At 39.3% G+C, this 24,962-nt stretch carries 19 protein-coding genes and 3 tRNA genes; 4 read left to right on the top strand and 18 right to left on the bottom strand.

What is annotated here, in order from left to right; all coding sequences use genetic code 11:
• Positions 1-5: 5 nt before the first annotated feature.
• Positions 6-620 (top strand): HD domain-containing protein, encoded by a 615-nt coding sequence (locus tag UABAM_RS20275; RefSeq protein WP_151969820.1) that lies wholly within the window; start codon positions 6-8, stop codon positions 618-620.
• A 64-nt stretch (positions 621-684) separates the two neighbouring features.
• On the opposite strand, the gene UABAM_RS20270 is transcribed toward UABAM_RS20275, so the two are convergent.
• The 5 genes from UABAM_RS20270 to UABAM_RS20250 are packed head-to-tail and all read right to left on the bottom strand — an operon-like array spanning position 685 to position 6,582.
• The gene (locus UABAM_RS20270; RefSeq protein WP_151969819.1) at positions 685-2,301 is read right to left on the bottom strand and encodes a bifunctional aminoglycoside phosphotransferase/ATP-binding protein; all 1,617 of its coding nucleotides are present in this window, start codon (positions 2,299-2,301) and stop codon (positions 685-687) included.
• 47 nt (positions 2,302-2,348) lie between these two features.
• Positions 2,349-3,983, bottom strand: coding sequence for a hypothetical protein (locus tag UABAM_RS20265; RefSeq protein WP_151969818.1), 1,635 nt, complete (start codon positions 3,981-3,983; stop codon positions 2,349-2,351).
• Between the two features lie 14 nt (positions 3,984-3,997).
• Positions 3,998-4,270 (bottom strand): acylphosphatase, encoded by a 273-nt coding sequence (locus tag UABAM_RS20260; RefSeq protein ID WP_151969817.1) that lies wholly within the window; start codon positions 4,268-4,270, stop codon positions 3,998-4,000.
• Positions 4,267-5,283: a cytochrome d ubiquinol oxidase subunit II gene (locus UABAM_RS20255; RefSeq protein ID WP_151969816.1), complete on the bottom strand. Its 1,017-nt coding sequence runs from the start codon at positions 5,281-5,283 to the stop codon at positions 4,267-4,269. The genes UABAM_RS20260 and UABAM_RS20255 overlap by 4 nt, the downstream gene beginning before the upstream one ends.
• Complete coding sequence (locus UABAM_RS20250) at positions 5,284-6,582, bottom strand: cytochrome ubiquinol oxidase subunit I (RefSeq protein ID WP_151969815.1); 1,299 nt, start codon at positions 6,580-6,582, stop codon at positions 5,284-5,286. It abuts the gene before it with no gap.
• 205 nt (positions 6,583-6,787) lie between these two features.
• On the opposite strand from UABAM_RS20250, the gene UABAM_RS20245 reads away from it, so the two are divergent.
• Positions 6,788-7,576: an ATP-grasp domain-containing protein gene (locus tag UABAM_RS20245; RefSeq protein WP_151969814.1), complete on the top strand. Its 789-nt coding sequence runs from the start codon at positions 6,788-6,790 to the stop codon at positions 7,574-7,576.
• A gap of 135 nt (positions 7,577-7,711) precedes the next feature.
• Here UABAM_RS20245 and UABAM_RS20240 read toward each other — a convergent pair whose 3' ends face one another.
• The 10 genes from UABAM_RS20240 to yajC form a co-directional block, all read right to left on the bottom strand.
• A complete protein-coding gene (locus UABAM_RS20240) occupies positions 7,712-10,222 on the bottom strand; it encodes a DUF3352 domain-containing protein (protein WP_151969813.1) in 2,511 nt (836 codons plus the stop codon).
• Positions 10,223-10,397: 175 nt separating this feature from the next.
• Complete coding sequence (gene rpsI, locus UABAM_RS20235) at positions 10,398-10,793, bottom strand: 30S ribosomal protein S9 (protein WP_151969812.1); 396 nt, start codon at positions 10,791-10,793, stop codon at positions 10,398-10,400.
• Positions 10,794-10,809: 16 nt separating this feature from the next.
• Positions 10,810-11,238 (bottom strand): 50S ribosomal protein L13, encoded by a 429-nt coding sequence (gene rplM / locus UABAM_RS20230; protein WP_151969811.1) that lies wholly within the window; start codon positions 11,236-11,238, stop codon positions 10,810-10,812.
• Positions 11,239-11,256: 18 nt separating this feature from the next.
• Entirely contained in the window at positions 11,257-12,138 is an 882-nt protein-coding gene (locus UABAM_RS20225; protein WP_151969810.1) for a hypothetical protein, read from the bottom strand.
• Between the two features lie 64 nt (positions 12,139-12,202).
• Positions 12,203-13,033 carry an ExeA family protein gene (locus tag UABAM_RS20220; protein WP_151969809.1) on the bottom strand — a complete coding sequence of 277 codons (831 nt, stop codon included), beginning with the start codon at positions 13,031-13,033 and terminating at the stop codon, positions 12,203-12,205.
• A gap of 340 nt (positions 13,034-13,373) precedes the next feature.
• Positions 13,374-14,840 carry an aldehyde dehydrogenase family protein gene (locus UABAM_RS20215; RefSeq protein WP_173013448.1) on the bottom strand — a complete coding sequence of 489 codons (1,467 nt, stop codon included), beginning with the start codon at positions 14,838-14,840 and terminating at the stop codon, positions 13,374-13,376.
• Between the two features lie 11 nt (positions 14,841-14,851).
• On the bottom strand, positions 14,852-15,475 hold the full coding sequence (locus UABAM_RS20210; RefSeq protein WP_151969807.1) for a hypothetical protein: 624 nt from the start codon (positions 15,473-15,475) through the stop codon (positions 14,852-14,854).
• Between the two features lie 82 nt (positions 15,476-15,557).
• Complete coding sequence (locus tag UABAM_RS20205; RefSeq protein WP_173013447.1) at positions 15,558-16,259, bottom strand: LysM peptidoglycan-binding domain-containing protein; 702 nt, start codon at positions 16,257-16,259, stop codon at positions 15,558-15,560.
• Positions 16,260-16,586: 327 nt separating this feature from the next.
• Positions 16,587-19,883 carry a protein translocase subunit SecD gene (gene secD, locus UABAM_RS20200; RefSeq protein ID WP_151969805.1) on the bottom strand — a complete coding sequence of 1,099 codons (3,297 nt, stop codon included), beginning with the start codon at positions 19,881-19,883 and terminating at the stop codon, positions 16,587-16,589.
• A gap of 179 nt (positions 19,884-20,062) precedes the next feature.
• Positions 20,063-20,386 (bottom strand): preprotein translocase subunit YajC, encoded by a 324-nt coding sequence (yajC, locus tag UABAM_RS20195; protein WP_229759284.1) that lies wholly within the window; start codon positions 20,384-20,386, stop codon positions 20,063-20,065.
• Between the two features lie 486 nt (positions 20,387-20,872).
• On the opposite strand from yajC, the gene UABAM_RS20190 reads away from it, so the two are divergent.
• Entirely contained in the window at positions 20,873-22,450 is a 1,578-nt protein-coding gene (locus UABAM_RS20190) for a prenyltransferase/squalene oxidase repeat-containing protein (protein WP_151969803.1), read from the top strand.
• A 20-nt stretch (positions 22,451-22,470) separates the two neighbouring features.
• Here UABAM_RS20190 and UABAM_RS20185 read toward each other — a convergent pair.
• From UABAM_RS20185 to UABAM_RS20175, 3 genes are all read right to left on the bottom strand, one after another.
• Positions 22,471-22,543 (bottom strand) — tRNA-Met (locus UABAM_RS20185).
• 27 nt (positions 22,544-22,570) lie between these two features.
• Positions 22,571-22,643 (bottom strand) — tRNA-Met (locus UABAM_RS20180).
• Between the two features lie 27 nt (positions 22,644-22,670).
• A tRNA-Met gene (locus UABAM_RS20175) sits at positions 22,671-22,743 on the bottom strand.
• A 160-nt stretch (positions 22,744-22,903) separates the two neighbouring features.
• Between UABAM_RS20175 and htpG the strand changes: the two genes are divergently transcribed.
• Positions 22,904-24,883: a molecular chaperone HtpG gene (gene htpG / locus UABAM_RS20170; protein WP_151969802.1), complete on the top strand. Its 1,980-nt coding sequence runs from the start codon at positions 22,904-22,906 to the stop codon at positions 24,881-24,883.
• The last annotated feature ends 79 nt before the right edge of the window (positions 24,884-24,962 follow it).

Here is a 24,962-nt window from a genome sequence, read left to right as displayed (position 1 = left end):
AATCAATGACTTATGATATAACGGCCCAAAACAAAACCGAAGAAGCCATACTTGCAAATACATATTTTCAAACATCTTTGGATATAGGAAAAGTAAGGCAAGGACACCTAGAAGGCCAATTGGGGTACCATATCGAGAATTTATTGCAATATATAAGCGAACATTGCACAAAAAATGTTGCAAAACTGCGCTTAATTGCGATACTTCACGATATGGGTAAGTTAGGCGAGCTTATCGACAACACGCATAAATATTTACCTGAAACCTCGAACAAACAGTTATATTTACAGAAAAGTAGGCAATTTATCCAAGAGGTAGGCGAAAAACCAGACGATGGTTATGAGCCAGCTCATGCGCTTTACTCTTACGAATTTGCAAAAATATTTACGGATGACATAGACATTTTGCAAACCATAAAATATCACGATACCGCTTACAGACTTAGCAAAATAGAAAAACTGGGGCTTACCGAAAACATCAATCCAATTATTAGAAAGATATTTACTCCGCTTAACAATAAACTAATGTTGCAATTCATGGAAATAGATAACTCGGGAAGAGAAACAACCATTGTTTCCTGGCTAAATAAAAAATTACAACAAATAGGCATCGTTGCTTAAAACTTTGTCCAACTAGATAAGCTGAAAACAATACCTCTCCTCCTGTTTGGAGAGGTATTGGCCTTTAAAAAACAATACAAACATCATCCTCTGCTGTCTCGTTACTGTTTTTCCATTGCCGTTCGCACAGAAAATTTGCATGTAAAATTTCTTTTATCCTTTGTGTTGTCTCAGTAAAATTTTCATTGTGAACCCTATGCACTAGTTTGTTCTCTTCTTCAGAGAAATTTTGCCATTGCTTTTTGGCTTTTTGATAAACCTCCCAATCGGCATCCGAAATGTCACGACGTTCCTCAAGACGTTTGCGTATGTTTTCCTCTTCCGAGGTACAATGGCATATCACTAGAGGTATATGCCATTTTTCCGCTAGGTCATAGAATAATTTCCTTTGCTTTTGTAACTTAAAATTCGCGTCGATCACAACGCGCTGGCCTTTGAGAATAGACTCCTCAGCGAGTTCAAAACATTTGCTATATGTTTTCTCTGTCCACTGCGGTGTATAAATTCCCTGCATAAAACCGTTACCACCACTTTCGGCATTTTGATCTCGCGCCATACCCTTACGCACTTTATCACTACTTATATGAGTAAAATTATGTTCGTTTTGCAAATATTGTGAAATTTTAGATTTTCCTGTTCCTGGAAGCCCTGCAACCAAAACTATTGCCACGTTTTCATCACGTGAAGCCAATTCGCGATATGCGAGTAAAAAACACTCTTGGGCATGTTTTTTTGCGGCAGCCTTATCCTCTGTCTCGGGTTCGGCCCACTTCATACTCGAAACCTTGCCGCGTACTGTTGCACGGTAACTACAGTAAAGAGACAATACCAGCTGCCCTGTTGTATCGCAAACATTGCGAAAATAGCTCTGAACAAGCGCTTTTGCTAAGTCATTTTCTCTTTCTAAATGCAATCCTATCAGTAAAAATGCCAAATCAGAAACGGGGTCACCGTAACGGAAGCGGTCATTGAATTCAATACAATCAATAATAAGAAGTCGCTGCGTTTGCGGTTCGACATAAATATGATCGAGGCGAAGGTCTCCATGGGTATCGCATGTGATATTTTCCTGCGCACGTTTATTTATAATCCGTTTGTTTTTTTCCAAGCTCTGTTCTGTTTTATACAACAAAGCTTCGTACAACTGCGGTGTGATGGTATGCGTGATAAATTCACGCATTTGTGTAAAATTTTCGCGACAATTACCTGCAACAACTCCCCATTCTCCAAAAGGAGCAATTTCATCACCACGCGCGGCAGACTGATAAAATTTAGCCAACCATGCACCTAATTTTTGCATATGCTCAACGGTCAATGTGTGATGCTTTAACATATAATCCATCATCCACTCTTCCGGTAAGTAGCGCATCTGAACTGCGTAGTCAATTACCTCTCCTCGAGAAAAATTTATCTCCCCTTTGTCCTCATATATGGCCACTACCTGCAAATAAACATCCGGGGCCAACCGTCTATTAAGCTGTATTTCTAAATGGCAATATTTTTTGCGCTTTTCCAGTGTAGAATAATCAAGAAAACCAAAATTAACCGGCTTTTTAATTTTGTAAACAAATTCACCTGCAATAAAAACAACGGAACAATGTGTTTCTAGCATTTCAACGCGATCAACATCATGAAGATAAACACCAGGATTTTTGAGACTTTCCACTACAGAGCTTAGCACAGTTATTTTCCTTTCCTTTGTAGTGTAGGATTTTTTGTTAAACGAATTTACTCTTGTCGCATTAAGTAACTCTTGAGCAATTTTGCTGCCAAAGATTTCTTTTTCACTTTCACAAGTTGTTGTGCTGTACGTTCAACCTGCTCGACAGTTAAAGATTTACCACGTAAATAGTTTTGGTAGGTTTGGTAGGCGCATTCTTTTAACTTACACGCGGCCATCGCCGCGAGAGCATCGATAAAAAAGTCATTATCGTTGAGTGGTTTCGCAATTTCGACGATGCGTAGTAGTAACTCTTCACTGCGTTCGTTGGGAAAATTTCCCAAATCGCTAATCATTCCACCGCTTTCAAAACCCAGACTATTGAGTGCAAAACCTTTATCGTGGTCACTTCCGATTTCTTCTAGTATATCGAGTACTGTGTGCAGTAGTGACAAACGATCTTTAATATGTGTATAGCGTAGTAATTTTTCAAATATCAACCGCAACATATGCGCGCGGTCTTTGTCGTTTTCTAAGTCCTTAACGATGTTAACCACTTCGTGAAATATACTGCCGGCACGCTCATATTCTTTGATACGTGCTAAAAAAGCTGCAAAATCAATGCCTATTAATATTTTTTGTTCATGTTCGTAATTTGTACTACGCCATACTTTACGATAACAGTCCACAACATCAAAAATCATGTTATAAGCTTTATTGGCTTTTTTTATGCCAATAAGTCTGCGTATGATGTTCATGAGTAATTGTAATTCGATACTCTTGTCATGGACACTACGCAAATGTTCACGACTCTTGGCCATCAGTTGCGAGGACTTTTTTTTATTTTCTTCCAAAGTGGCTAGCTGAAAGAAATATTTACACATAATTTTGTGCTTATCATCGTGAGACATTTGTTTTGATCTTTGAAACACACGCGTCAACATCTTGTATTTTGTGACATAGTCTAAAAGCTTATCTACAAGAAAAACGTAATTGTGCTTCAATGCTTTTTCCAAAATAAGTTCTGCATAAATATGCTTATCGATTTGTTGCCTGCTGTGTATCACGGTTTCCGTTATACGCTGCAACTCTTGTTTCTGCGACAAACTCTTTTCACATAAATCGAGTATTGCCACAAACATTCGTTTGCGGTTCCGCAAACGCGAATTTTCCCATGCGTCGACAATATTCTCTAGTCCCGTAGACGGAGGCTTATTTTTATAAGCTACCATCGCTTGTTCTAAAAACCACGTGGCTTGGCGATGCCCTTTGTGTCGCGATGCCGAAATAGCCGTTCGCGCCAAAACATCGCTTTTACTGCTGTCGTTTGGCAATTTTTCGCTAAGAGCAATTGCGAGCTTGTCGTCTTTTAAGCGAAGTGCGGCATGCATTGTCTTCTCAATTCCCTTATATACGGGATTTTCTCTAATGATCATATCCATGAGTAACGCAAAATCTAGCGACAAAAACTCCTGCGGCCACAAAGTTACAATGGTAGACAAGGAAATATACTTATTCTCATCTCCAGGTTTTATATGGGTAAGTTCGAGAATTTCATTCAGAGCTTCTTTGTCAGGTGACCCGGTCTCTATATATTGCCACAGCAATAATATTGCGGCGTTGTAAGAATACTTCTGCGGCAGCTGTGCAAATAATTCTTTGCGCTTTTTTTGGTCTGTTGTTTTTAGAATATCGCGTATCACCGAGTTTTTTTCTCCTATCCTGTCACCGTAAAATTTGTAAATTCATTTCGACACTCCAACCACTCGTAATTTACATCGCTAACTTCAGCGGCAGGAGACCCTTTATACGTCCAATTCAGTAGTTGTTGTAACTCTTCTTCGGACCCTTCCGCGAGCATTTCCACTCTACCATCACTTAAATTGCGCACCCAACCACTTATTTGATATTTAGCTGCCTCTAACGTCGTATAGTAACGATACGAAACGCCTTGAACTTTTCCCGAAACAAATACATGTAAACGCTTCATGATACTTCCTTATCTCTTTTAAAAACATAAAACAAATAGTACAACGCAGGAACGGTAACGATCATTCCTAAAAAAATAATCGTCGTCATCATATACAATACATTTTTTGGAGCTGTCGCAGTGTAAATTGTCAGGTCAGGGACGACCAAAAAGGGAAACTGACATACTGCCCAACCAAGAACAATGCAAATAACCTTGGTCATGGCTAGCACGCGTACCATTTTGTATTGACGTTTCCATAAAGTAAAAAAAATAGATGTGGCAAGTACCATACCACATCCATGAAAAAATATCGCGTATTTACTACTCCACAACCCTTGCCAAAATAGTGGCGCATGACTTCGCGACAAATATAAACACCACATTGCAGTAAGATCTAGTAACGCTGCGCTACAAACAGCACGTATGCGAAAGTCGTTTTGCAATTTTTGTTCTCCCGCTTCGCAGATCAAATAAACTGCGGCGAGAAACATAAATGTAAACAATGTAAAAATGCCGACACTGAACGGAAAAATTCCCCACCATGCTTCCACAAAATCCGTCATCACTTTGGTATTTTCGACATCAACGCGCAATTTTCCATTCGCCACCGCAGCGACAACAACACCAAAAGTAATCGGGGTGAGCAAACTAGAAATTCCAAATACTTTTTCCCAAAAATCGCGCAATTTTTTGTCGTCTTTCATACCATAGGCACGAAAAATAAATGCACAGCCACGCAGAACGATTCCGATGAGCATCACGGTAAGTGGTATATGTAAACTTGTGGCGATAGACGAAAACGCCAGTGGATACGCGACAAATAGTACCACAATCACCAAAATAATCCACACGTGGTTTGTTTCCCATATCGGCGCAATAGCGCGTTCTATTAAATTTTGTTGCTGCTCTTTGCGCTCTCCACGAGCAAACAAACTCCATGCTCCACCACCAAAGTCAGCACCACCCGATAAAGCGTAAATGACTAAGGAGCTGACGACAACGCTCGCCAATAAAAATTCTACACTCATCATTTAATCCTCATAAGAATTCATCACGTATAAACGCATCAAGTACACAACCATCACAAACAGAAATATATACAATATCGTAAACACGATGAACGGCACAACTAAATTGGGCATATCTGTTACGGCCTCAGAGGTACGCATAATATTATAAATCACCCATGGTTGCCGCCCAACTTCTGTTACTGTCCATCCAGCCTCTGTAGCAATAAAACCTAATGGTGCCGCGAGTACCAGCAATTTCAGAAACCACCTCTTATCATTGATCGCTTGTTTGCGTATAAAAAAATATGCGGCCAGTACTCCTAAAAACATTAGAAAAGTACCACAGCCAACCATAATTTGAAAAGCAATATGTACCACCGCAACGGGAGGACGATTTTCTTTAGGAAATTCTTTTAGTCCTTTCACTTCCGCGTTGAATTTACCAAAGGCCAAAAAGCTTAACAAATAAGGTATTTTTATTGCATAAATCGTTTGTTCTTTTTCCTCATCAGGCCACCCACCAATATTCAGAGAAGCCCCTTTTTCTGTCTCCCAGTGAGCCTCCATTGCCGCGAGTTTCGCGGGTTGATGCACTGCGGTGTTTTTTGCCGTAAGGTCCCCACTAATCGGCTGAAGAATTGCTGTTACAATTCCCACATACAACGCTATTTTGAGTGCACAATAGTGAAATTCACTGTGGGGTTTTTTTAGCAATACAAATGCGTGAATTCCCGCAACAACAAATGCCACAGACACAAACGCTGCCAGAGTCATATGCAAAGCATAATTCCATGCTAAGGGATTGAACATCGCAGCATAAGGGTCTATTTGCGTAAACTTTCCGTCTACAAATTCAAAGCCCACAGGACTATTCATCCATGCGTTGGCCATCACCACGAAAATACCGGAAAACATACCGCTAAGCATTACCATAATTCCTGAAAACCAATGGACTTTAGGTTTTACACGATCCCAACCATACAAATAAATCCCTAAAAAAATTGCCTCGAGAAAAAAGGCAAAACCTTCCAAAGAGAAAGGCATACCAATAATAGGACCGGCGTGCAACATAAATTGTGGCCACAGTAGCCCCAGTTCAAAAGACAACACCGTTCCCGAAACAGCGCCTACAGCAAACATAATCGCTGTTCCTTTGGCCCATTTCTTTGCCAGGACTAAATACACATTATTTTTTGTCTTTAACCATAACCCTTCGGAAATCACCATTAACAAAGGCATTCCAATTCCAATGCATGCAAACACTATATGAAAAGCTAACGACATAGCCATTTGACTGCGCGCTGCGAGAAGATCGGACATGACGACTCCTTTATCAAGATGTAAAATTATTATGTTTTTATTTTGTTTTTTATAAATGCATTTTTTGTTTTTACTATGTATATTTTAGTAATAGTGTGCGATGCACATAGCACTTCGTAATAGAAATATGCTAGTACACTGAACCCAATGGGCACCAAATACCAACAAATATCTATACTTTAAAATCACGTGGAAAAGGTACATAATGAAAAAAGTTTTATTTATTGGATTAGAAAAAAATGAAATTCGCGACATTGTACAAAATGTCGCTGTGAAAACAATACATCACGAACTCATACCTGAAATCGTAGTAAAAGAGCAACAACTATTTGTAGAACACCCCAATATTGCCGACTTTCTTGTCCCCGTCGATATTGTTGTTTTTCACGGTATTTTTGGGGATGACTTTGACACCATCAACGCCTTGGCAATTTGGGATGGTGTGTGTTTACCCAACCCAGTTGCTTTGCTTAATTGTCGTTTAAAACTACCTTGTCTGGCACGTGCACTACGCATAACTAAATTTAAAATGCCGCGCGGGTTTGTCGTTAAAGGGAATATCGAAGTTGAGAAAGAAAGTGTGGCAAAATGGGGAAACTGGCACTGCGGAGAAAATAAACAAAAATTTATGGGAAAGCAAAGTTATGAGCAGCCAACAATTATCGAACCATTTATTGAAGGAACTGCTGTTCGCATATTAGTGATAGGAGAAAAGTATTGGCAGATACAACTAAAAGGAGATGACTGGTTGAAGTCCATACATCACCAAGATGCACATATTCATTCATCCGTGGACGAAGAATTGTTGCAGGATACCTTAAATTTGAAAGAGCACTTTCAATTAGAGTGGATTGCTGTCGACTACATGGTGCAACCAAATGGAGAAAAATTTATGCTAGAAGTAAATCATATCCCCAATATGGATCGTTTTCCCGAAGTTCGTCAACACTACACCACTTTTATTGGTGATTGGCTTCAACGAAAAATAACATAGTTGGTTTGTGAATTGTTTAAGAAACGTTCATCTAACTATATTTGAGAGAACGGGCGGACACTAGGTCCGCCCCTACATTTCCAACGTGTTTCCATCGTAAAAGATGCCTAGAAAATAGGCATCTTTGTTTATTCGTTATGGTAACATTTGGTCTTTCACATCTACGGTGATTTTTTGTACTTTAACATTGTCTGCATATTCAAAGTAGATATTTGCATCATCGGGGATCGCGTCTTTAAACCAATAACTGGTAACGGTGTCTCCCTTAGATTTATAGGAACTCCAACCATTTGATTTGTATACGGTCTCGCCTTTTTTCGCGTAAATGGTTTTCAATTTCACAGGATCACCACTAATGCGAAGGTTCACACTTTTCTCTTTGCAATCTTTGGTGAATTGAATCTTCAAGCCACTAATATCTTCAGAAACATGCAAGTTCTTACGCAAGTCGCCATAACTTTTTAGCTCTAAAGTTTTCGCCTCAGCAGTCTTTATTTCGAAAGATCCAGTCAGGCTGATGCTTTTTGCGTCGCGTGATGGAGAAGAAAACTGTAGATCTAGACGCATTCCTTTGTCACGAATCACATTTTTCAACGCATAAGAGTCCACTTTTTTATGCTCACTACCTGTACGGAAACCAAAACCTGGTTTATATTTGATGGCATTGCCTAAATTATCTGTCGCTGTCAGTTTAAAATTACCATACGACAGTACACTAGGAGGCATTGGTGCAAACAAATGTACTTTCAGTGAAGATTTTCCAAAATAAACGCTTACCTTTGACTTAACGTTGGTGTTCTTCCATGTGCGAGAATCTTCCACACCTAAAAGTTCCGAACTCACACCTTCTCCAGCTGGTTCTTCCACAACTACATCGGTGGGTTCTTTTTCTTTGACTGGCTCATCCACAGGAGAATCATCATAGTCAGGATCATAAGGTTCATTGTATGGAGAATTCTGTTCCGCCATAGCACCCAATGCAGCCAAAGGTCCCACTAAACCAAATGGAGAATGCATCTCAAAACACATACCCGCTTGGTCGGTAAACCAAACCATCATAGCATTATTCACGTATTTTTTTAGAGTATTTCCCGAAGGAAGTAATCCAAATTCGATGGGAACTTCTGATCTTGGAATCATGGATTGTACAAATGGAATCGCGGTACGATATAGCGGTACTACGAGTTTTTCAACATTTAGATATTGAATATCTGTATGCTCATAACCATCTAGATATGTCATCATATCTTTAGGAAAATGTCCATTCTTCTGAACGATCAAGTTTTTTGCCATTTCAGGATAAAGAGTAATCAAAATACGATTTCCATCAATAACAAAAGTAGGTGCGACAGGAATAGGTTCTGACATACTACTAAAATTGAAATAGTGGAAGTTGTAACCATTCCATAAGAACTTATAACGATGTTTTTTCGGTACCATTTGCAGTAATTTTTCGATTGCTGCTGTAAATACCTTAGGATCTTTTAAGGAAAACTGTATTGCAAAATCAGGTATTAAACCACCAGATAAACTAACAGAGGATAGATATTCATCTCCCATGTTGTAAATAACATCTTCGCGTAAATTCACACCCAGTTGCTGGTTGAATTGTTGTTCCATTCCCATAAATTGTTGATGTTGGCGTGGGGCAAACATTTGTAAAGCTTCTAAGCCCGCTTCTACAAAGCCGCGCAGTTCAAAATAACTGTGGCGAAAAGCAACTAAGTCTTCAGGAATATATTTTTCTAAATTTTTTGATGCTGGTTTTGAAGGCAATATCTTTCCCAAAATTCCTTTGCGTTCACCTGGCATGTGAATGTAAAAACTTTCTACAACCTGTGTGCTTTTGAAATAGAATCCAGTTCCTATACCTTTTAAAGCGTCAACACCAATCATGTCAATCATTGGTTGTACTTGTTGTGCTTGTCCAGACATTTGCACACCCATTTGCATCATGCGTTCTGCGTTCGCATATACAAAAAGACCTGATCTTCCGCGCAAAGTACGTTTCTTAATCTCTTGGTAACGAGCATAAGACTGTAAGCTATTTTTATGTTTACCAGAAAGTACTGCCTCGAGATGTGTTTTTGAAGTGGATAACAACATTACATTGTTCACTACAGCACAGTAAGCAGGCATCGCTGGTGTTGCCAACTGATACACAGTTTGACCATTGTATTCGTATTGTTCTTTTTGTGCACCAGGTACCAAGCCTTGATACATCTGTAAAAGCATTGTGCTGACTTTGTCAGCTTGCTTTCCCATATCCCAACTTAGAAGAACGGCGGGCATCGGCATAGGGCCAGGTATTACGTCCATTGCCGCGATAGAAAAATGTCCAGAAAAAGCTTCGGCAACGTCTTTTAAAGTGACACCAGCTTGCATTTCAAACTGCTTTTGCTGTCCACGAATCATTTCAACAAATTCTGGTGGTATTGTGTCAAAAAAAGCTTTCCATTCGTCGGAAGCGAACAATTGCCAAAGTCCTATTTCTCTCATCTGTTCGCAAAATTTTTGACCATTTTCCATCTCGACATATAGCAGTGTTCCGTCAGAGATATAGTCGGCAGCGTTGAAATCCTCACTAAAGGTGTTAAATGGAAAAACAAGTAACACAATTAAAATAGGGAATAAATATTTGAACATGAAAATACTCCTGTATTCATAAAAAAGGAGAAATAAACAAGTGGATGAAGATTATCTAAAAATGCAGGTTGCATTGACTATGGTGATAGATGACTTGTGTTAAGTAGGTAAGATTTGAAAAAGAACGAATTCTATAGAACCATGGAATGGTTCTATAGAATGCTTAAGCGAAATTTTAACGCTTGGAAAATTGAAAACTTTTACGTGCTTTACGACGACCGTATTTTTTACGTTCTTTCATACGACTGTCTCTAGTTAGAAGCCCGTGATTTCTCAATTTCTCTTCTAGTGCTGCATCTGCTTTGCATAGAGCTCTAGCGATCCCTAGCAGTACCGCACCAGATTGTCCGGTTAAACCACCACCAGATACATTTACATGTATATCATATTTGTCGGCAGAACCTGTCAAACTAAGCGGTGCCATAACGGAGTTTTGGTGGTTACGAACGGGAAAATAATCATCCATTTTCTTACCATTAATGGCAATCTTTCCATTTCCACTAAGAAGTCTTACTCTAGCAACGGATGTTTTTCTACGTCCAGTTCCCCAAATAATTTCTTTTTCACTCATAATTTAAAAACCTTTATTACTTTAATACTTTGGGATTTTGTGCTTGATGTGGGTGGTCTGGCCCACTATACAATTTGAGTTTCTTCAACATTTGACGACCCAATTTTGATTTTGGAAGCATTCTGCGTACAGCTAGCTCTAAAATTTCTTCGGGCTTACGTTTTCTTTTTTCACTCAAGTTTTGTATTTTCAAACCACCAGGATAACCAGAATAGGAATAGTATAGCTTGTTGTCTTCTTTTCTTCCGGTCACCTTTACTTTATCAACATTGGTAACAATAACAAAATCACCAGTATCAATGTGTGGAGTATAGGTTGGTCGATGTTTTCCCATCAGTACCATGGCTATTTTACCAGCCAATCTACCTAATACTTGGTCTTGGGCATCTACTTCATACCATGTTTTTGTGATAGTACTGGGTTTCGCCATGTATGACTTTTGCATATCTCTTTCCTGCCTTAATTACACCCATTTATGACGACTTTTTTTGTCTTTGTCATGTTTTCTCTGTGAAAAATTACGTTTATTTATATTTCGATCATTATGATCGCTTTTACTATTATTGCTTGATTTCATAGATTTGAGAACACTTTCAATATTCAAATGTTCTCCACCGCCACCACCACCGCTATTTTGATCCTTTTTATAACGCGAATTCGAATTCGAATTTGAATTTGAATTGTTGTTATGAGTTCTCTTTTTATGCCTGCTATTGTAGTCGCGATTGTATCTACCACGATTACCTTTGCGATGATGCTTACGGTAATTTTTATTATTTGATTTAGAACTGTGAGTAGAGGATTCATTTTCGTCGTTGTCATCAAATTCAGTGTCAACTTCTTCGTTCTCTTCTACAGTCACTTGATCGTTTTCTAAATCATTGTCAGGCATATTCACTGAAGTAACTTCGGATGAGTCATAATCTTCAAATAAACCTTCTGTAAAATCGTCTTCCCAGGTATCTTGGGTCTTTACTTCTTTTTTCACTACCGGTTTAGGAAGCTCTTCTTTTACTTTTACAGTTTCTTTTGTTTTTTCAGGTTCTTTGGATTTCGCGGTTTCTCTAGATCTTGATTCTCTAGATTTCACAGCTTCTCTATTTTTTTTAGGCTCTTTAGATTTCGGAGGCTCTTGTACTTTGATTTTTTCTTCAGTAGTTTGTGAATTTTCATCCAGTTTTTCAAGAACTTTTGAAAACTTTTGGTTAGCGAGAGCCTTATCTTTTAGGCTGTTCTCTGAAACATTTTTCAAAATTTCTTTGGCGCCTTTATTGAACTTTGCTTGTTCGTCTTCCGCAGAGTCGTTTTCTCGCCATTTTTTGACAATGTTAGAAAATTGAATCATTGTCTATCCTTACAATTACTGATTATGAATTTTAAGCAAGTTATCAAACACGTAGTTAAACTACTTAGGCACTCACCGTTCGGTCAGAATATACATTACCTTTCAAATCCTCAACGGCTTTTTTGATTAAATGCTTATCTACTACGATGCTGCCCTCACCATAACCAAGTAATAGAGCTAAATCGCAAATATTGTTTATTTTGCGTGGTAAACCATTTGTGTGTTCGTAAACCTCTTTTACAGCATCTGCTGTAAAAATGTCGCGTTGGCATCCAGATTTGTCTAAGCGAAACAATATGTACTCACCTGTTTCATGCAAATTTAAAGGACGCAAACGATAACGAAGTCCAACTCTTTCGTGAAGAGAAGAAACTTGAAGAACGGTTTGACTCAGTTCTGGTTTTCCTGCCAAAACTACGTTGATAGGTATGCGATCAATACAATCAATATTAAGCAGTACACAAAGTTCTTCTAGCGTTTTTTGATTGCTTATACTCTGAGCTTCATCCACTACAATAATTGTAGTGCTTCCGTTTTTGGCATTCTCAAGGATAAAGTTTTCTAACTCTTTGAATAATTCCAGTTTTGATTTGTTTCGATATTCTAATTTAAACTCACTTAAAATACTCTGTAAAAATTCTATAGGTTCTAAATCAGGGTTAGCAATAAATGCAACTTGATAACCTTGCTTGCGTGTCTCTCTACAAAAATTTTTACAAACAAACGTTTTCCCATTTCCACCTTCGCCTGTTAAAAGCATCAGACCTTTAGATTCTGTAACACTGTAAAGAAGGCGAATGTATGCTTCTTCGTATGTTTCCCCATAAAATAAAAACTTAGGATCAGAAATATTTTGAAATGGTTTTTCTAAAAGATTCCAATATGATTCATACATACTCAAATTTTGCCTTGTTTGATAAACATATTATAGATAATTGATTTTTGAATAACTAGTGTTCGTAGATACTATCACGGTTGATATTTGGAAAACCTGCAATCGCAAGGCATTTTAAAGGGCAAATAGTGTTTCGTAACCGAGTTTCGTTTGCTGTGATAAGTATCTGTAATATGAAACATAAAAGTATGATGTGTCTTAAAACTAGTTAATCAAAAGACTTTTGTTAAAAGGTTACATAAACAGACTACTAGCCAAGATATACTTTAACATCCCTGCCAAAGAACGTCTAGGAAAAAAATAAATTTCGTACAATTACAACAGTTGGTTCTAAAACGTTTTAAATGTGAGGGTTGTTGTGTTTGCCAATAAAATATTTATTTTGCCGATTTGCAAAAGGATCATGGCTTTTTGTGTTTTTTTCGGTTAAAGATAACATACCCAGAGAAGGCGACGTCCCCAACCAATTGTCTTTTATATACGCAACTCTTTTAATATTTAACAGGTGTTTAGGAGAAATATTATCCGAAAAAATATTTCCTCCGCGTGTTCCACAACCTAAAGTCATTGATGGCGCTAAACCTGAGGCGAAACCTACGCTCCCCTGAGAACTAGGTGTATTCACATTAATACGACATGCCGGCTGTGATACCGCAAATCGCGAAATAATTTTTTGGTCGTGAGAATGCAACGCCACAGTGTGTCCCAAACCTCCATAGTCGAGTATTTCGCGACACCGAGCAAAGCCTTGTTCCCAATTGTCTTCGATATACAAAGAAAGAATGGGCGCTAGTTTTTCACGCGAAAGAGGATAAGAATCCCCAACGCCGTATTGACGTGCCACAAGCATTGTACAATCTTTTGCCACGTCAAAACCCGCTATTTGGGCTATTTTTTGGGGAGATTGTCCCACTAAATCTGGATTTATGGCACTTCCTGGCGGCATTAACCGCTCTAGTAATCCAATTTCTTCTTCATTACAAATATGCGCTTTTTGTCTTTTTAATTCCGCCATGCACTCTTGCGCAATTTGTGTTTCGACAACGATGGACTGCTCCGAGGAGCATAATGTTGCCCAGTCAAATCCCTGACTAACCACTAAACAACGAACCGCATGACGTATGTCCGCTGTTTTCTCAATAAATGCTGGACAGTTTCCAGGTCCAACACCTATCGCTGGTTTCCCAGAAGAGTACGCAGCTTTTACTAAGCCCGACCCCCCTGTGGCGAGAATAACTCTGGTAATGGTATGAGTCATCAGCTCGTGTGTCGCTTGTAGTGTAGGGGTTGTAATCACAGAAACAGCGTCAACAGGTCCCCCAATAGAATCAATCGCCTTGCGCATAATTTCAACAGCGCGAGAAACACATGCAACAGAACGAGGATGAGGAGAGAATACAATGGCACAACGTGCCTTGATACTAATAAGCATTTTATACAATGCCGTCGATGTGGGATTGGTTATTGGGGTAATCCCTGCGACAACTCCTTTGGGTGTGGCAACATCCCAAACTTTTTTCTTCTCGCACTGCGAAATGATACCCACGGTGCACATGTCTTTAATATATGCGTGAACATCACGCGTCGCAAATTGATTTTTGGCAATCTTGCTTTCGACACGCCCTAGACCACTTTCTTCTCGTGCTAGGACGGCTAACTCACGGCTTGCATTAAATCCTCTTTCTGCCATGAGCGCCACCAAACGATCTACTTGTTCTTGACTATACTCTGCGAGAATTTCCTGGGCTTTTTTTGCTTTATGTAGCAAATCGCGAACTTGTTGTACGGATTGTAAATCTTTATCCAACAGAAAACCCCCTATGCAATGTTTTCTCTACCCTTAATGGATGCAAGACAAGCTTCAACGGCTTTTACAGCTTCTTCAATTTCAGATTCTTTTCCACCCAAATATAGACGTCCAAAAGCTCCAAAAGCTCTCATTTCTAGCAGGTTAATTGACGCTGCCTTTTCAGCTTCATTCGCCGCAATAGCCGCATATCCTGCCGGATGAACCTCTAAAATGTATAGGGTTTCTCCTGTTAAAATAAACTGTCCATGCCGCATACGGTTAAGGATCATCGCTTGGTATCCATCAACTCCCGTAATAATTTCCGAAGAAACAATCCGCGGAGCCAGACGATCCGTTTCGCTTTGGTTGGTGTGTTCGAGAATCGCATCTCCTGCAGCACGCAGTTCCCCTTGGTCAAAAGCGTGTAGCTCCAACATCCCATACGCACGCTCAACAATTTGCATTCCGGGATAGACCTTCGCTCTTTTCATCGCTCGGTCTGTAATGCGGTTAATTGCAATCCCTGGGGCTACTTCAACCAAAAGGGCAGCTTGTTCTTCTAGAGGAAAATACCCTTGGCAAACTGTCGCAAAAAATGCTGCCAACTGAGGCTGTAGTACATCTATATATGTGAAAGTACGAATTTCTATCATAAACTTTTCCCATCAAGAGATAATATTTCACAATCCGTTTTCATAATTTAAGTTCGCTTTGGCAAATCTAGAGTATCAAACTCTATTCGGCCTTGGTAATTTTTTTCGAAGACATCATCTGCCTTGAAAGTTGAATTTGGTAAAGATATTTTTTGTAGTATAAATTAACTCTACTCGCTAGAGGTATAAAAAGCTGCGTATCAATATTAAGCTTGTCAATATCGTGTATATGAGGATTCGCTCCTGCTAGAGCAAAAACACATCTTTGAATATCTTGATAACTCGTCTTTTTATAATATCTTTTTGAAATATTCCATAGATTATCACCAAGTGAAACAATATGGAACTTTTCGTATTTTTCATACACTGTAGTTTCTTTTTCTACAGTTGCTTTTTCTCTTTTACTCGTTTCTTTTTTGACTACTTCTTTTTTTGCTACTACTTTTTTTGCTACTACTTTTTTGACTGCTTCTTTTTTTGCCGATTCTTCTTTAGTAGTATGTGCCACAGTTTCTTTTTTCGTCGTCTCAGATGTTAAGGCAAGAAAAACTTTTTTATTATCTTGTGTAACGTCAAATGCCACATTTTTCTTTAGAGGCTCTTGTTTTAATTTCGCGTCTGACAATTTTTTTGTGACTTGAATTTTATCTGCTACATGTATTTTGTTGTTTTGAGGCAATACTTGGTGCTTTACTGCTACTTCAACAACATTCTCTTGCACAGAAACATCACGTTGTGAAACGCTCGGTTCTGCATCACAGACAAAATCTAGAAAAATATTCATTCCGTACACAAAGATAATGGCACATATAAGAGTAGTTCGCTGCCGTGTAAAAAACATTCTTAATCTCTCCCTATGTGTGTACTACGTCTGGCCACCTCTTTGTAAAACATGCAAAATAGCATGCTTTATCTTTTTAGGAGTTGTATACTCCTGCGAACTGATCATGCGCAACGACTTATGGTTGTGCTGTTTAAATAAAACTACTTCAAGCGTATAGTTGCAAGCACATAAGTCAAATTTACAAAACCATTTTGTATATGTAGTTTCGAAAAACATGATCGATGCAAAATGCAAAGAACGTGTAATACGTTCTTTGCATTGTTAAATCTACTTCTTGCGTTGTCTACCTTCTATAGATAGAACCGTAGAACTTGCCACAAAAATAGAGGAATAAGTACCAACGATTACCCCAACAATCAGAGTAAACGCAAAACCTTCCATAACACTTCCGTGTCCATAATTTAAGACAAATATAACACAAACGACAAACAATGTTGTTAATGATGTCAAGAGTGTTCTTGATAGTGTTTGGTTGATACTCTTGTTGAATACATCGGTCACTTTCTTCATTCCCAAACGATCCCAAACTTCTTCTTTCATTTGGTTTTCGCGTAGACGGTCGAAAATTACGATGGTATCGTTTAGCGAGTAACCAACGATGGTGAGAAGAGCTGCAATTACCGGTAAATTGATCTCGACATTCACAATTCCCGTATTGGAGAAGAATGCGATCACACCAAGAGTAATGGCAACGTCGTGAGCCAGAGCCACAACAGCTCCAAAACCAAAACGCCATCCGTTAGGGAAACGCGCTGCGATGTACAACAGTACCAAGATCAACGACAAAATAATTGCGCGATATGCTTTGGCTTTTTGCGCCTTTGCCACAACACCAGAAATTTGAGAAAATCTCGGGAACGGTTCAGAAAGGTGCACTTTCTTTTCCTCGTAAGTGGCGTTATTGAAATATTCGCGAAGATTTGCCTCAATGGATGTCTTTGTCTCATCTGCTGATTGACTACTGCTTGGTACATCGACAAGAAGTGTTACATTTGTAACCAAGTTCTCTTTGACACCTTTTGGATTTAAAGAAACGTTTTCGAACTTACACTTCTCGATGGCATCGTTTACTGCAGCGATTGGTGCAAGAGTGGTAAAGGAAAGAGTTGTCGAGAATGATCCACTTTCTTGGCTTAGTTCTAGAGTCTGAACTTCCATACTTGGACGCGCAAGTGCTAAGTGTTTTTTGATTTCTTTGACCAAATCATCTTTGCTTTTTCCTTCAGGAGCTTTAAATGTCAGGTTGTAGTCGTTTACAGAAACAACTACCTGATCAAAAACATCTTTAGTTTCGAATAGACCTTCAATGAAAGATGTCGGAAGAGGTGTACGTAAATTTACCGGTACGCTGTAAAAATTGCGATACTTACCGCGTTTTACAGTGGTAATTTCTCCAAAAGCAAACGGAGCCAGTTCTTTTTTGAACTTCACATTAATACGTTCGCGTAGTTCATCGATTCCGGCTTTGGTGTTCTTGTCATCGACTAAATCACGACGTTTAGTACGAATTTTTTGCATTTCAGCTTCGTAGTCATCTAACTTCTTGCGAATGTCGTCCACTTTACCACGATAATATTTTGCCTGATCGCGAGCAGAGTCAATTTCGCTCTTATCCGCTTTTTGTCTTTTCAGACGACGAACTTCACGTAATGCATCTTCGCGTTGTTGTTGTTTTTCGATGAGATTTTTTTGCTCTCTCTTCAAACGAATACTCACAAGACGCATATCTTTAGAAACGCCATCTAGTTCTTTGTTGATTTTGTCTATTTCATCTTGGTGAAGACTTGGTAAACGAATTGCAAACTCGTGCCATCCCTTGCTACCGTCTGTATCAAGATCAGAAACAATATGCTGTACTTCTAAATCATCGCGGAAATCATCACGCAAACGCGAGCGTACTTCGTCGGTTGGCAAAGGTTCACTCAAACTAATTTGAGCCAAAACACCACCACGAAGGTCCAAACCGAATATGCGATCGGAACTGGAGAAGAAAGAGCCCAAACAAATTGCGACCACAACAAAAGAACACACCGCTGCCAACTTCATCTTGGTAGTGATAGAGTATTTAGGGTCTTTTAGCAATTGCATCATGCTCAAACTACGTACCATGCCTGAGGTGATGAGGAAGTACAAGAGTACACGTGTCACAAATATCGCGGTGAAGAAACTAGCCACAATACCCCACAACATTGTGAAAGCGAATCCTTGAACAGCTCCAGAAGCAATAAAGTATAAAATAGCTGCGGTCAAGAAAGTTGTCAGGTTTGCATCAAAAATAGTACTAAATGCTTGCTTGAAACCACTTTCTACATCGGCAAGAAGCTCTTCTTTGTCTAACTTCTTATCTTCTTTTCCTTTTAAACGTTTGAGTTTTTCTTCGCGAATTCTCTCAAAAATAATGATGTTCGCATCAATACTCATACCTACGGTGAGTATTAAACCCGCGATCCCTGGTAGGGTAAGTGTTTCGCGGAAAATTACTAAAATAGCGAAAACGATCAGAATGTTTAAAAGTAGTGCAACACTCGCAACAAAACCTGCGGCAAGGTAGTAAAGAATGATAAAGCCAACAACCATACCGAGTCCAATAATACCCGCTTGAATACCCAAGCGTACGGAATCTTCACCTAAACTTGGACCAATGGTGTTTTCGTGTAGCAATTCAGGTTGGATCTCTAGAGAACCAGAACGCATGGTTTTGATGAGTTCTTGTGCCTCTTCGTAGCTAAAGCCGCGTAAAATTCCAGAGCCATCGGGAATTTCATCTTCGATTTGTGGTGCAGCCATAACTTCATTGTTAAAAATAATTGCCAAAAATTGTTTTTTGTATCTGCGAGTTAGCTTCTTGAAATCATTACTTGCCTCTGATTTTAACGCAAAATTAATTACTTGGTTGAGGCTATCGTAACTTACTCTACTTAATCTTTGCCCGGTAATTCCATATGGATCTTTAATCCATACAAGGCGCGCTTGGCTACCTTCTTTACCTGGGAACCATTTGTAGCCACTTCTTGCGAGTTTGCGCTCGTAAAGTTTGAGAGAACGCGCTCCTCTGCTCTTTGCTTGGTCATACTTAGAACGTTCTTCAGCCTCGCTCAACCTTTTTGTTTTCACATTTCCCTTGGCATCTCTGTCTTCCACACCAACTTCGGGAGTAGCAACAAGGCGCAACTCTAGATTTCCTAGACGCTGAATAACTTTTTTGATTTCTTCGGTATCTTGCTTATTCAAACCAGGAAGCTGAATGAGAATGCGATTTTGTCCCTGGCGTTGTACGCGCGGTTCTTTTACGATACCAGAATTATCGATACGTTCACTGATAATGGCAATGGTAGCACCGATCACATCTTCGGCTGTCTTTGTCGGATCAATGTCTTGGGGATTTACTTCGTATAAAAGTTCAGATCCCCCTTTTAAATCCAATCCGAGATTTACAACGTAATTCTTTAATTCTTCATTTAAAAACGGTCTTTGATCTGGGGGGCAAACAAAGAGTAGGCACGCAAGTGCCAATAGTAAAATACCTATCAGCTGCCCCGAAATATTTGCGGTTTTTTCGCTCATGATGAAATTATATCCTCTATACTACACAATTCTAAAAAGGAGTAGGTGTTCTCTGAAATTAAAATGTTTTTGCAAAATATAGTCGCAAAGAGCTATGCACATGACTACTTTAATTTCAAAGAGACCGTTTCAACAACAAGTTGTTGGCGCGGCCATCCTGAAAATAACAATTATAAGTTCTACGATTTTTCTTTCTTTTGATTGATAACATTGATAATCGCGTGACGTAGAAATGTAGCTTTTGAATTGCTATTTTCATCGATTTTTAAAGTGACGCGGTTGTCTTTAATACTAACTACTTTACCAACGACCCCTCCCTGGGTAACTACTTGGTCGCCCTTTTTTAAGCTAGCTAGCATTTCTTTTCTTTGTTGTTCTTGTTTCTTTTGTGGGCGAATAACAATTAGCCAAAATATTAAAAATACGACGCCAAACATGAATATAAAGTCTTGTAGTCCCCCTCCGCCTTCACCAGGTGGAGGAGACATAAAAAAAAGCAACATTTGCATCTCCGATTTATGTAAATAGTCAAGTTTTTAAAGACTTTGACCACCTTAATAATATAATATAACCAAGCTAAATTGACAAATTGTTTCCCATAAACTCTAAATAAATTTTTGTGTGGGTTTAGCCCGCGGAAGTTATTTAGATGTGAAAATATTTGCAAGAGATGGTGTAATTACAGTGATTTGTTGAGTGAATAAATAACAAATGTATACCTAAAAATCAAGAAAAATATACACCTTTGTAAATTATTGAAATAATAGAATTGTTTTACATCACTTTGACATAAGAGAAAACGAACCCGATCCCGATCCCGATCCCGATCCCGAAATAGAAAAACTTTTAACCATTTTAGACAACTAAAGAGGATCGAGATCGTTTCTCTGTTTTCTGATGGCACAAGTCGAAATCATAGCTTAAAATATAGTGGGCTGCAAAATGCGACCTTCCCTTTCGTCATACTATAAAACAGCAAAGGCCTTTTCATGGATGTACAAAAACACAAACAAAATAGCAGAGTACATATGGTTAGCGTTTCCTTGAAACTATTTTTACTCATTTGGCTGTTTTCCTTTGCATGGCACATGCTTACTTTTTCCTTCTTCAACTACGTGTATTTTTCTCATGAAAAAAAAGGCTCCGGACGCCAAGAGTACACCATCTCGATAGAAAACTTTGGAAACCTCAACGCGCAGAAGTCCAAAACAAAAACCAAAGAAAAAAGCACGGCACAAAAAGAAGAAACCCCAGAAAAATCTGAGGAGAAAAACGACGAGCAAGAGCAGCCAAAGCAAGAACAAAGTGAAAAAGAAACCACTACCCAACAAAAGAAAACCACGGAGAATAACCTTACGGAAAAGTCCCAGAGTGATTCGACGAAAAAGAAAAATATCGCCGAAATTTTAGGTCTGGGAGGTGATAGCAGGGGAAAAAAATCCTCGGCATCGACATCCACACAAAATGTGGTCAAAAAAATTACAGGTCAAGGCAAACGTAGCCGTAAAGTGTACTCCTTACGCAGTGGTAAGGGACGTAAAAAAGCCGTGGCACAGTATGGGGGGAGTGCTGCGAGTGAAAACAGTGTCGAATTGGGTTTAGAGTGGCTCAGCAAACACCAAGACGACGATGGGAAGTGGAACACCGTAGATTTTTACAAACATTCGAGTAAAAAAGAGTGCTGGGGGCGTGGGTACAAAAAATATACTCCTGGAGCAACGGCACTGGCATACCTGGCTTTTTTAGGTGCAGGGTATACCACACGTAAGGGTAAATACCGCCTACAGATGCAAAATGCCGAGAATTATTTAATCACAACACAAGATGCCGCAGGTTTTTTTGGCGGCAAAGAAATGTACAACCACAGCGCAGTCTTACTCTCTCTCTCCGAGTCCTACGCGTTGACGAAGCGCAAAAAACTCAAGTCCATTATTCGCCTAGGCATCGCTGCGGCAATACGCGCACAACAACCCATGGGAGGTTGGACCTACGCGGCTTTTCCTTCTGGAGAACGCAACGACACCTCCATCACTGGCTGGATGGTAATGGCTCTCGTTTCTGCTAAAAGAGCAGGATTTACCGTCCCACAAAGAATATTTGACCGTATATGGAATCATTTTCAACGTATGACAACCAGAAATGGCGAAGTGCGCTACGAGGACGTCGGGCCACACACATTGCGTTCAAGTAAAGCACTCATTCCTGTGGGTTTGTTGTGCTCCATTTTGATGAAAAAATCAAATCCGTATGCTACCAAACAAATTCGCATTATGGACAATTATCCCCCCAAATGGTCGTTGCGCTATACAATCGACAACAGCATGTACTATTGGTATCACGGTACATTGTCTTTATTTTTAACCGGTGGACGATCATGGTATCAATGGAATGCTCATATGCGTGACATGCTCATTGCAAATCAAATTAAGGTTGGTAAGGCTCGTGGGAGCTGGGACCCTTCTGGAAAATGGTGTTCTGCAGGAGGAAGAATTTATTCAACGGCGATCAACATTTTGAATTTGGAAATATATTATCGTTATCATCCGAATTTTATTGGTGTGGATTAGTGCTTGGAAGAAAAAAGGAGTAGCGGGGACAGGATTCGAACCTGTGACCTCCGGGTTATGAGCCCGACGAGCTGCCAACTGCTCCACCCCGCGTCATTTGGGATCGCGATAAAGAAAGAGTAGCGGGGACAGGATTCGAACCTGTGACCTCCGGGTTATGAGCCCGACGAGCTGCCAACTGCTCCACCCCGCGTCATTTGGGATCGCGATAAAGAAAGAGTAGCGGGGACAGGATTCGAACCTGTGACCTCCGGGTTATGAGCCCGACGAGCTGCCAACTGCTCCACCCCGCGTCATCGTGTTAATAGGATTACTACATTTTTCGGCGTTTGTCAATAATTAAAAAAAAATTTTCTTGCTTTTTTTTATGAAAAAGAAAAAATAAGGCTTACGTAAATTCTGTATAAGACATAGGCGATAAAAGTTTTACTTAAGTATTTTAAGGAAATAACTATGACAGATGTTCATAGAGAAGAATTTGAATTTACAACAGAGATCCAACAACTTCTGGAGATTCTCATTCACTCTTTGTACACCAACAAAGAAATATTTTTGCGCGAATTGATATCCAATGCTTCTGACGCATTAGACAAAATTCGTTTTCAAACTCTAACTTCCGAGTCCGAAGTTGCCAATAAAGGTCTTGACCTCAAAATTGATATTTCTTACGACAAAGATAAAAAACAATTGGTCATCAAAGATACTGGGATTGGGATGACCAAAGACGAGTTGGTTCAAAACATCGGGACCATCGCCCACTCGGGATCGAAAAACTTTTTAAAGAATATCAAAGAAGCAAAAGAAGACATCAACCTGATTGGACAATTTGGTGTTGGTTTTTACTCCGCATTTATGGTTGCCGAAAAAGTCAGCGTGTATACAAAATCATTCACTGCGGATGCCAAAGGCTACACATGGGTATCTGATGGTCTTGGAAAATATAGCATTAGCGAAGACGAAAAAGAAGAAAGAGGTACGCAAATTACCTTAGAGCTGCGCGAAGATGCCGAAGAATACCTCGATGACTTTCGTATCAAAGATATCGTGCGCCGTTATTCAGATTTTGTATCGCATCCTATTTTCTTCAAAGATGAGCAAATCAACAAGCTATCTGCTATCTGGGCAAAAAGTCCTTCTTCGGTAAAAGACGAAGAATACCTAGAGTACTACAAATATATCAACCACATGGAAGAAGAGCCATTCGAACGCATTCACTTGTCCTACGATGCTCCCATCCAATATTACAGCTTACTATACATTCCCAAAAAAGTACCTTGGGATATGAAACACCAAGCACCAGAGTCTTGGAAAAGTGTTCGTCTGTATGCGCAAAGAGTTTTCGTCACCGAAAGCTGCGATGAACTTTTACCCGACTATCTAAAGTTTGTTCGCGGTGTAGTAGACTCTGACGACTTACCGTTAAACGTTTCGCGCGAAACACTACAGCAAAACGTTGTTATTCCAAAAATTCGTAAAAATCTGATCAAAAAAGTTCTCGAAAAAATCGTCGAAGTTTCCGAGGAAGATACAGAAAAATACCAAGAATTTTGGGAAGAATTCGGTACATTCTTAAAACAAGGCTACCGTAACGAATTCGCCAACAGAGAAAATTTGGTAAAACTATTTCGTTTCAATAGTTCTCACTGTGAAGACAACAAACCAACCGTAAGTCTAAAACAGTATGTAGAACGTATGAAGCCAAATCAAGAAGAAATATACTATCTCACCGCGGAACATCGCGAAGCATTGGAAAACAATCCAAATCTCGAAATTTTCCGCCGTAAGGGTGTGGAAGTATTATATCTAGTCGACACAATTGACGATTTTCTGATGGAAGATCTTAAAGAATACGAAGGTAAAAAATTCGTATCTGCGGAAAAAGAAGATGTCAACCTCGCAAACGTCGAAGAAGTCAAAAAAGACGAAGAGGAACAAAAACCATCGGCCACACTCGAAGAAAAAGAGTTCGAAGATCTTTTGGCGTTCTTTAAAAATACACTAAAAGACAAAGTTACCGATGTCAAAGAATCTAAGAGACTTGTGGATAGTCCATGTTGTCTTGTAAGTAGCAAAGATAGCATGGGAGTGGGAATGCAAAAACTCATGAAAATGATGGATGAAAAATTCGAAATGACCAAGCGCATTATGGAAATAAATGCCACACATCCCATCATTGTCAACATGGGCAAAATATACAAAAGCAATCCACGAGAATCTTTACTAACAACATACTGCGAACAACTTTTCGACAATGCATTATTGTTAGATGGCTCGCCCATAAATCCAAGAGAGATGGTACCGCGCCTACAAAAGATGATCGAACATTCCTCTTCCACTTTCGTTGAAGAAAGTGTCAACAGCACTAGCGAAGAGGAAAAAGAGGAAAAAGAGGAAAAAGAAGAAAAAGAAGAAAAAGAAAAAGCAGCCGAGTAACTAACTTTAAGATTAGAGCTTGTCTCGCAAAATAATTGTTTATCACAAATAGAGCAGCGGAATGCTGCTCTATTTGCTA

This window comes from Candidatus Uabimicrobium amorphum (assembly GCF_009002475.1).
Classification (GTDB): domain Bacteria; phylum Planctomycetota; class Uabimicrobiia; order Uabimicrobiales; family Uabimicrobiaceae; genus Uabimicrobium; species Uabimicrobium amorphum.
This window is presented reverse-complemented; position numbering and strand designations above follow the sequence as displayed.

Coding starts and splice junctions, on each gene's coding strand:
- yajC (WP_229759284.1), bottom strand. CDS start 20,386: ATGTTGCTTTTTTTTATGTCTCCTCCACCTGGTGAAGGCGGAGGGGGA.
- UABAM_RS20240 (WP_151969813.1), bottom strand. CDS start 10,222: ATGTTCAAATATTTATTCCCTATTTTAATTGTGTTACTTGTTTTTCCA.
- UABAM_RS20260 (WP_151969817.1), bottom strand. CDS start 4,270: ATGAAGCGTTTACATGTATTTGTTTCGGGAAAAGTTCAAGGCGTTTCG.
- UABAM_RS20210 (WP_151969807.1), bottom strand. CDS start 15,475: ATGATAGAAATTCGTACTTTCACATATATAGATGTACTACAGCCTCAG.
- htpG (WP_151969802.1), top strand. CDS start 22,904: ATGACAGATGTTCATAGAGAAGAATTTGAATTTACAACAGAGATCCAA.
- rplM (WP_151969811.1), bottom strand. CDS start 11,238: ATGCAAAAGTCATACATGGCGAAACCCAGTACTATCACAAAAACATGG.
- UABAM_RS20250 (WP_151969815.1), bottom strand. CDS start 6,582: ATGTCCGATCTTCTCGCAGCGCGCAGTCAAATGGCTATGTCGTTAGCT.
- UABAM_RS20225 (WP_151969810.1), bottom strand. CDS start 12,138: ATGATTCAATTTTCTAACATTGTCAAAAAATGGCGAGAAAACGACTCT.
- UABAM_RS20205 (WP_173013447.1), bottom strand. CDS start 16,259: ATGAATATTTTTCTAGATTTTGTCTGTGATGCAGAACCGAGCGTTTCA.
- rpsI (WP_151969812.1), bottom strand. CDS start 10,793: ATGAGTGAAAAAGAAATTATTTGGGGAACTGGACGTAGAAAAACATCC.
- UABAM_RS20190 (WP_151969803.1), top strand. CDS start 20,873: ATGGATGTACAAAAACACAAACAAAATAGCAGAGTACATATGGTTAGC.
- UABAM_RS20220 (WP_151969809.1), bottom strand. CDS start 13,033: ATGTATGAATCATATTGGAATCTTTTAGAAAAACCATTTCAAAATATT.
- UABAM_RS20255 (WP_151969816.1), bottom strand. CDS start 5,283: ATGATGAGTGTAGAATTTTTATTGGCGAGCGTTGTCGTCAGCTCCTTA.
- UABAM_RS20275 (WP_151969820.1), top strand. CDS start 6: ATGACTTATGATATAACGGCCCAAAACAAAACCGAAGAAGCCATACTT.
- secD (WP_151969805.1), bottom strand. CDS start 19,883: ATGAGCGAAAAAACCGCAAATATTTCGGGGCAGCTGATAGGTATTTTA.
- UABAM_RS20245 (WP_151969814.1), top strand. CDS start 6,788: ATGAAAAAAGTTTTATTTATTGGATTAGAAAAAAATGAAATTCGCGAC.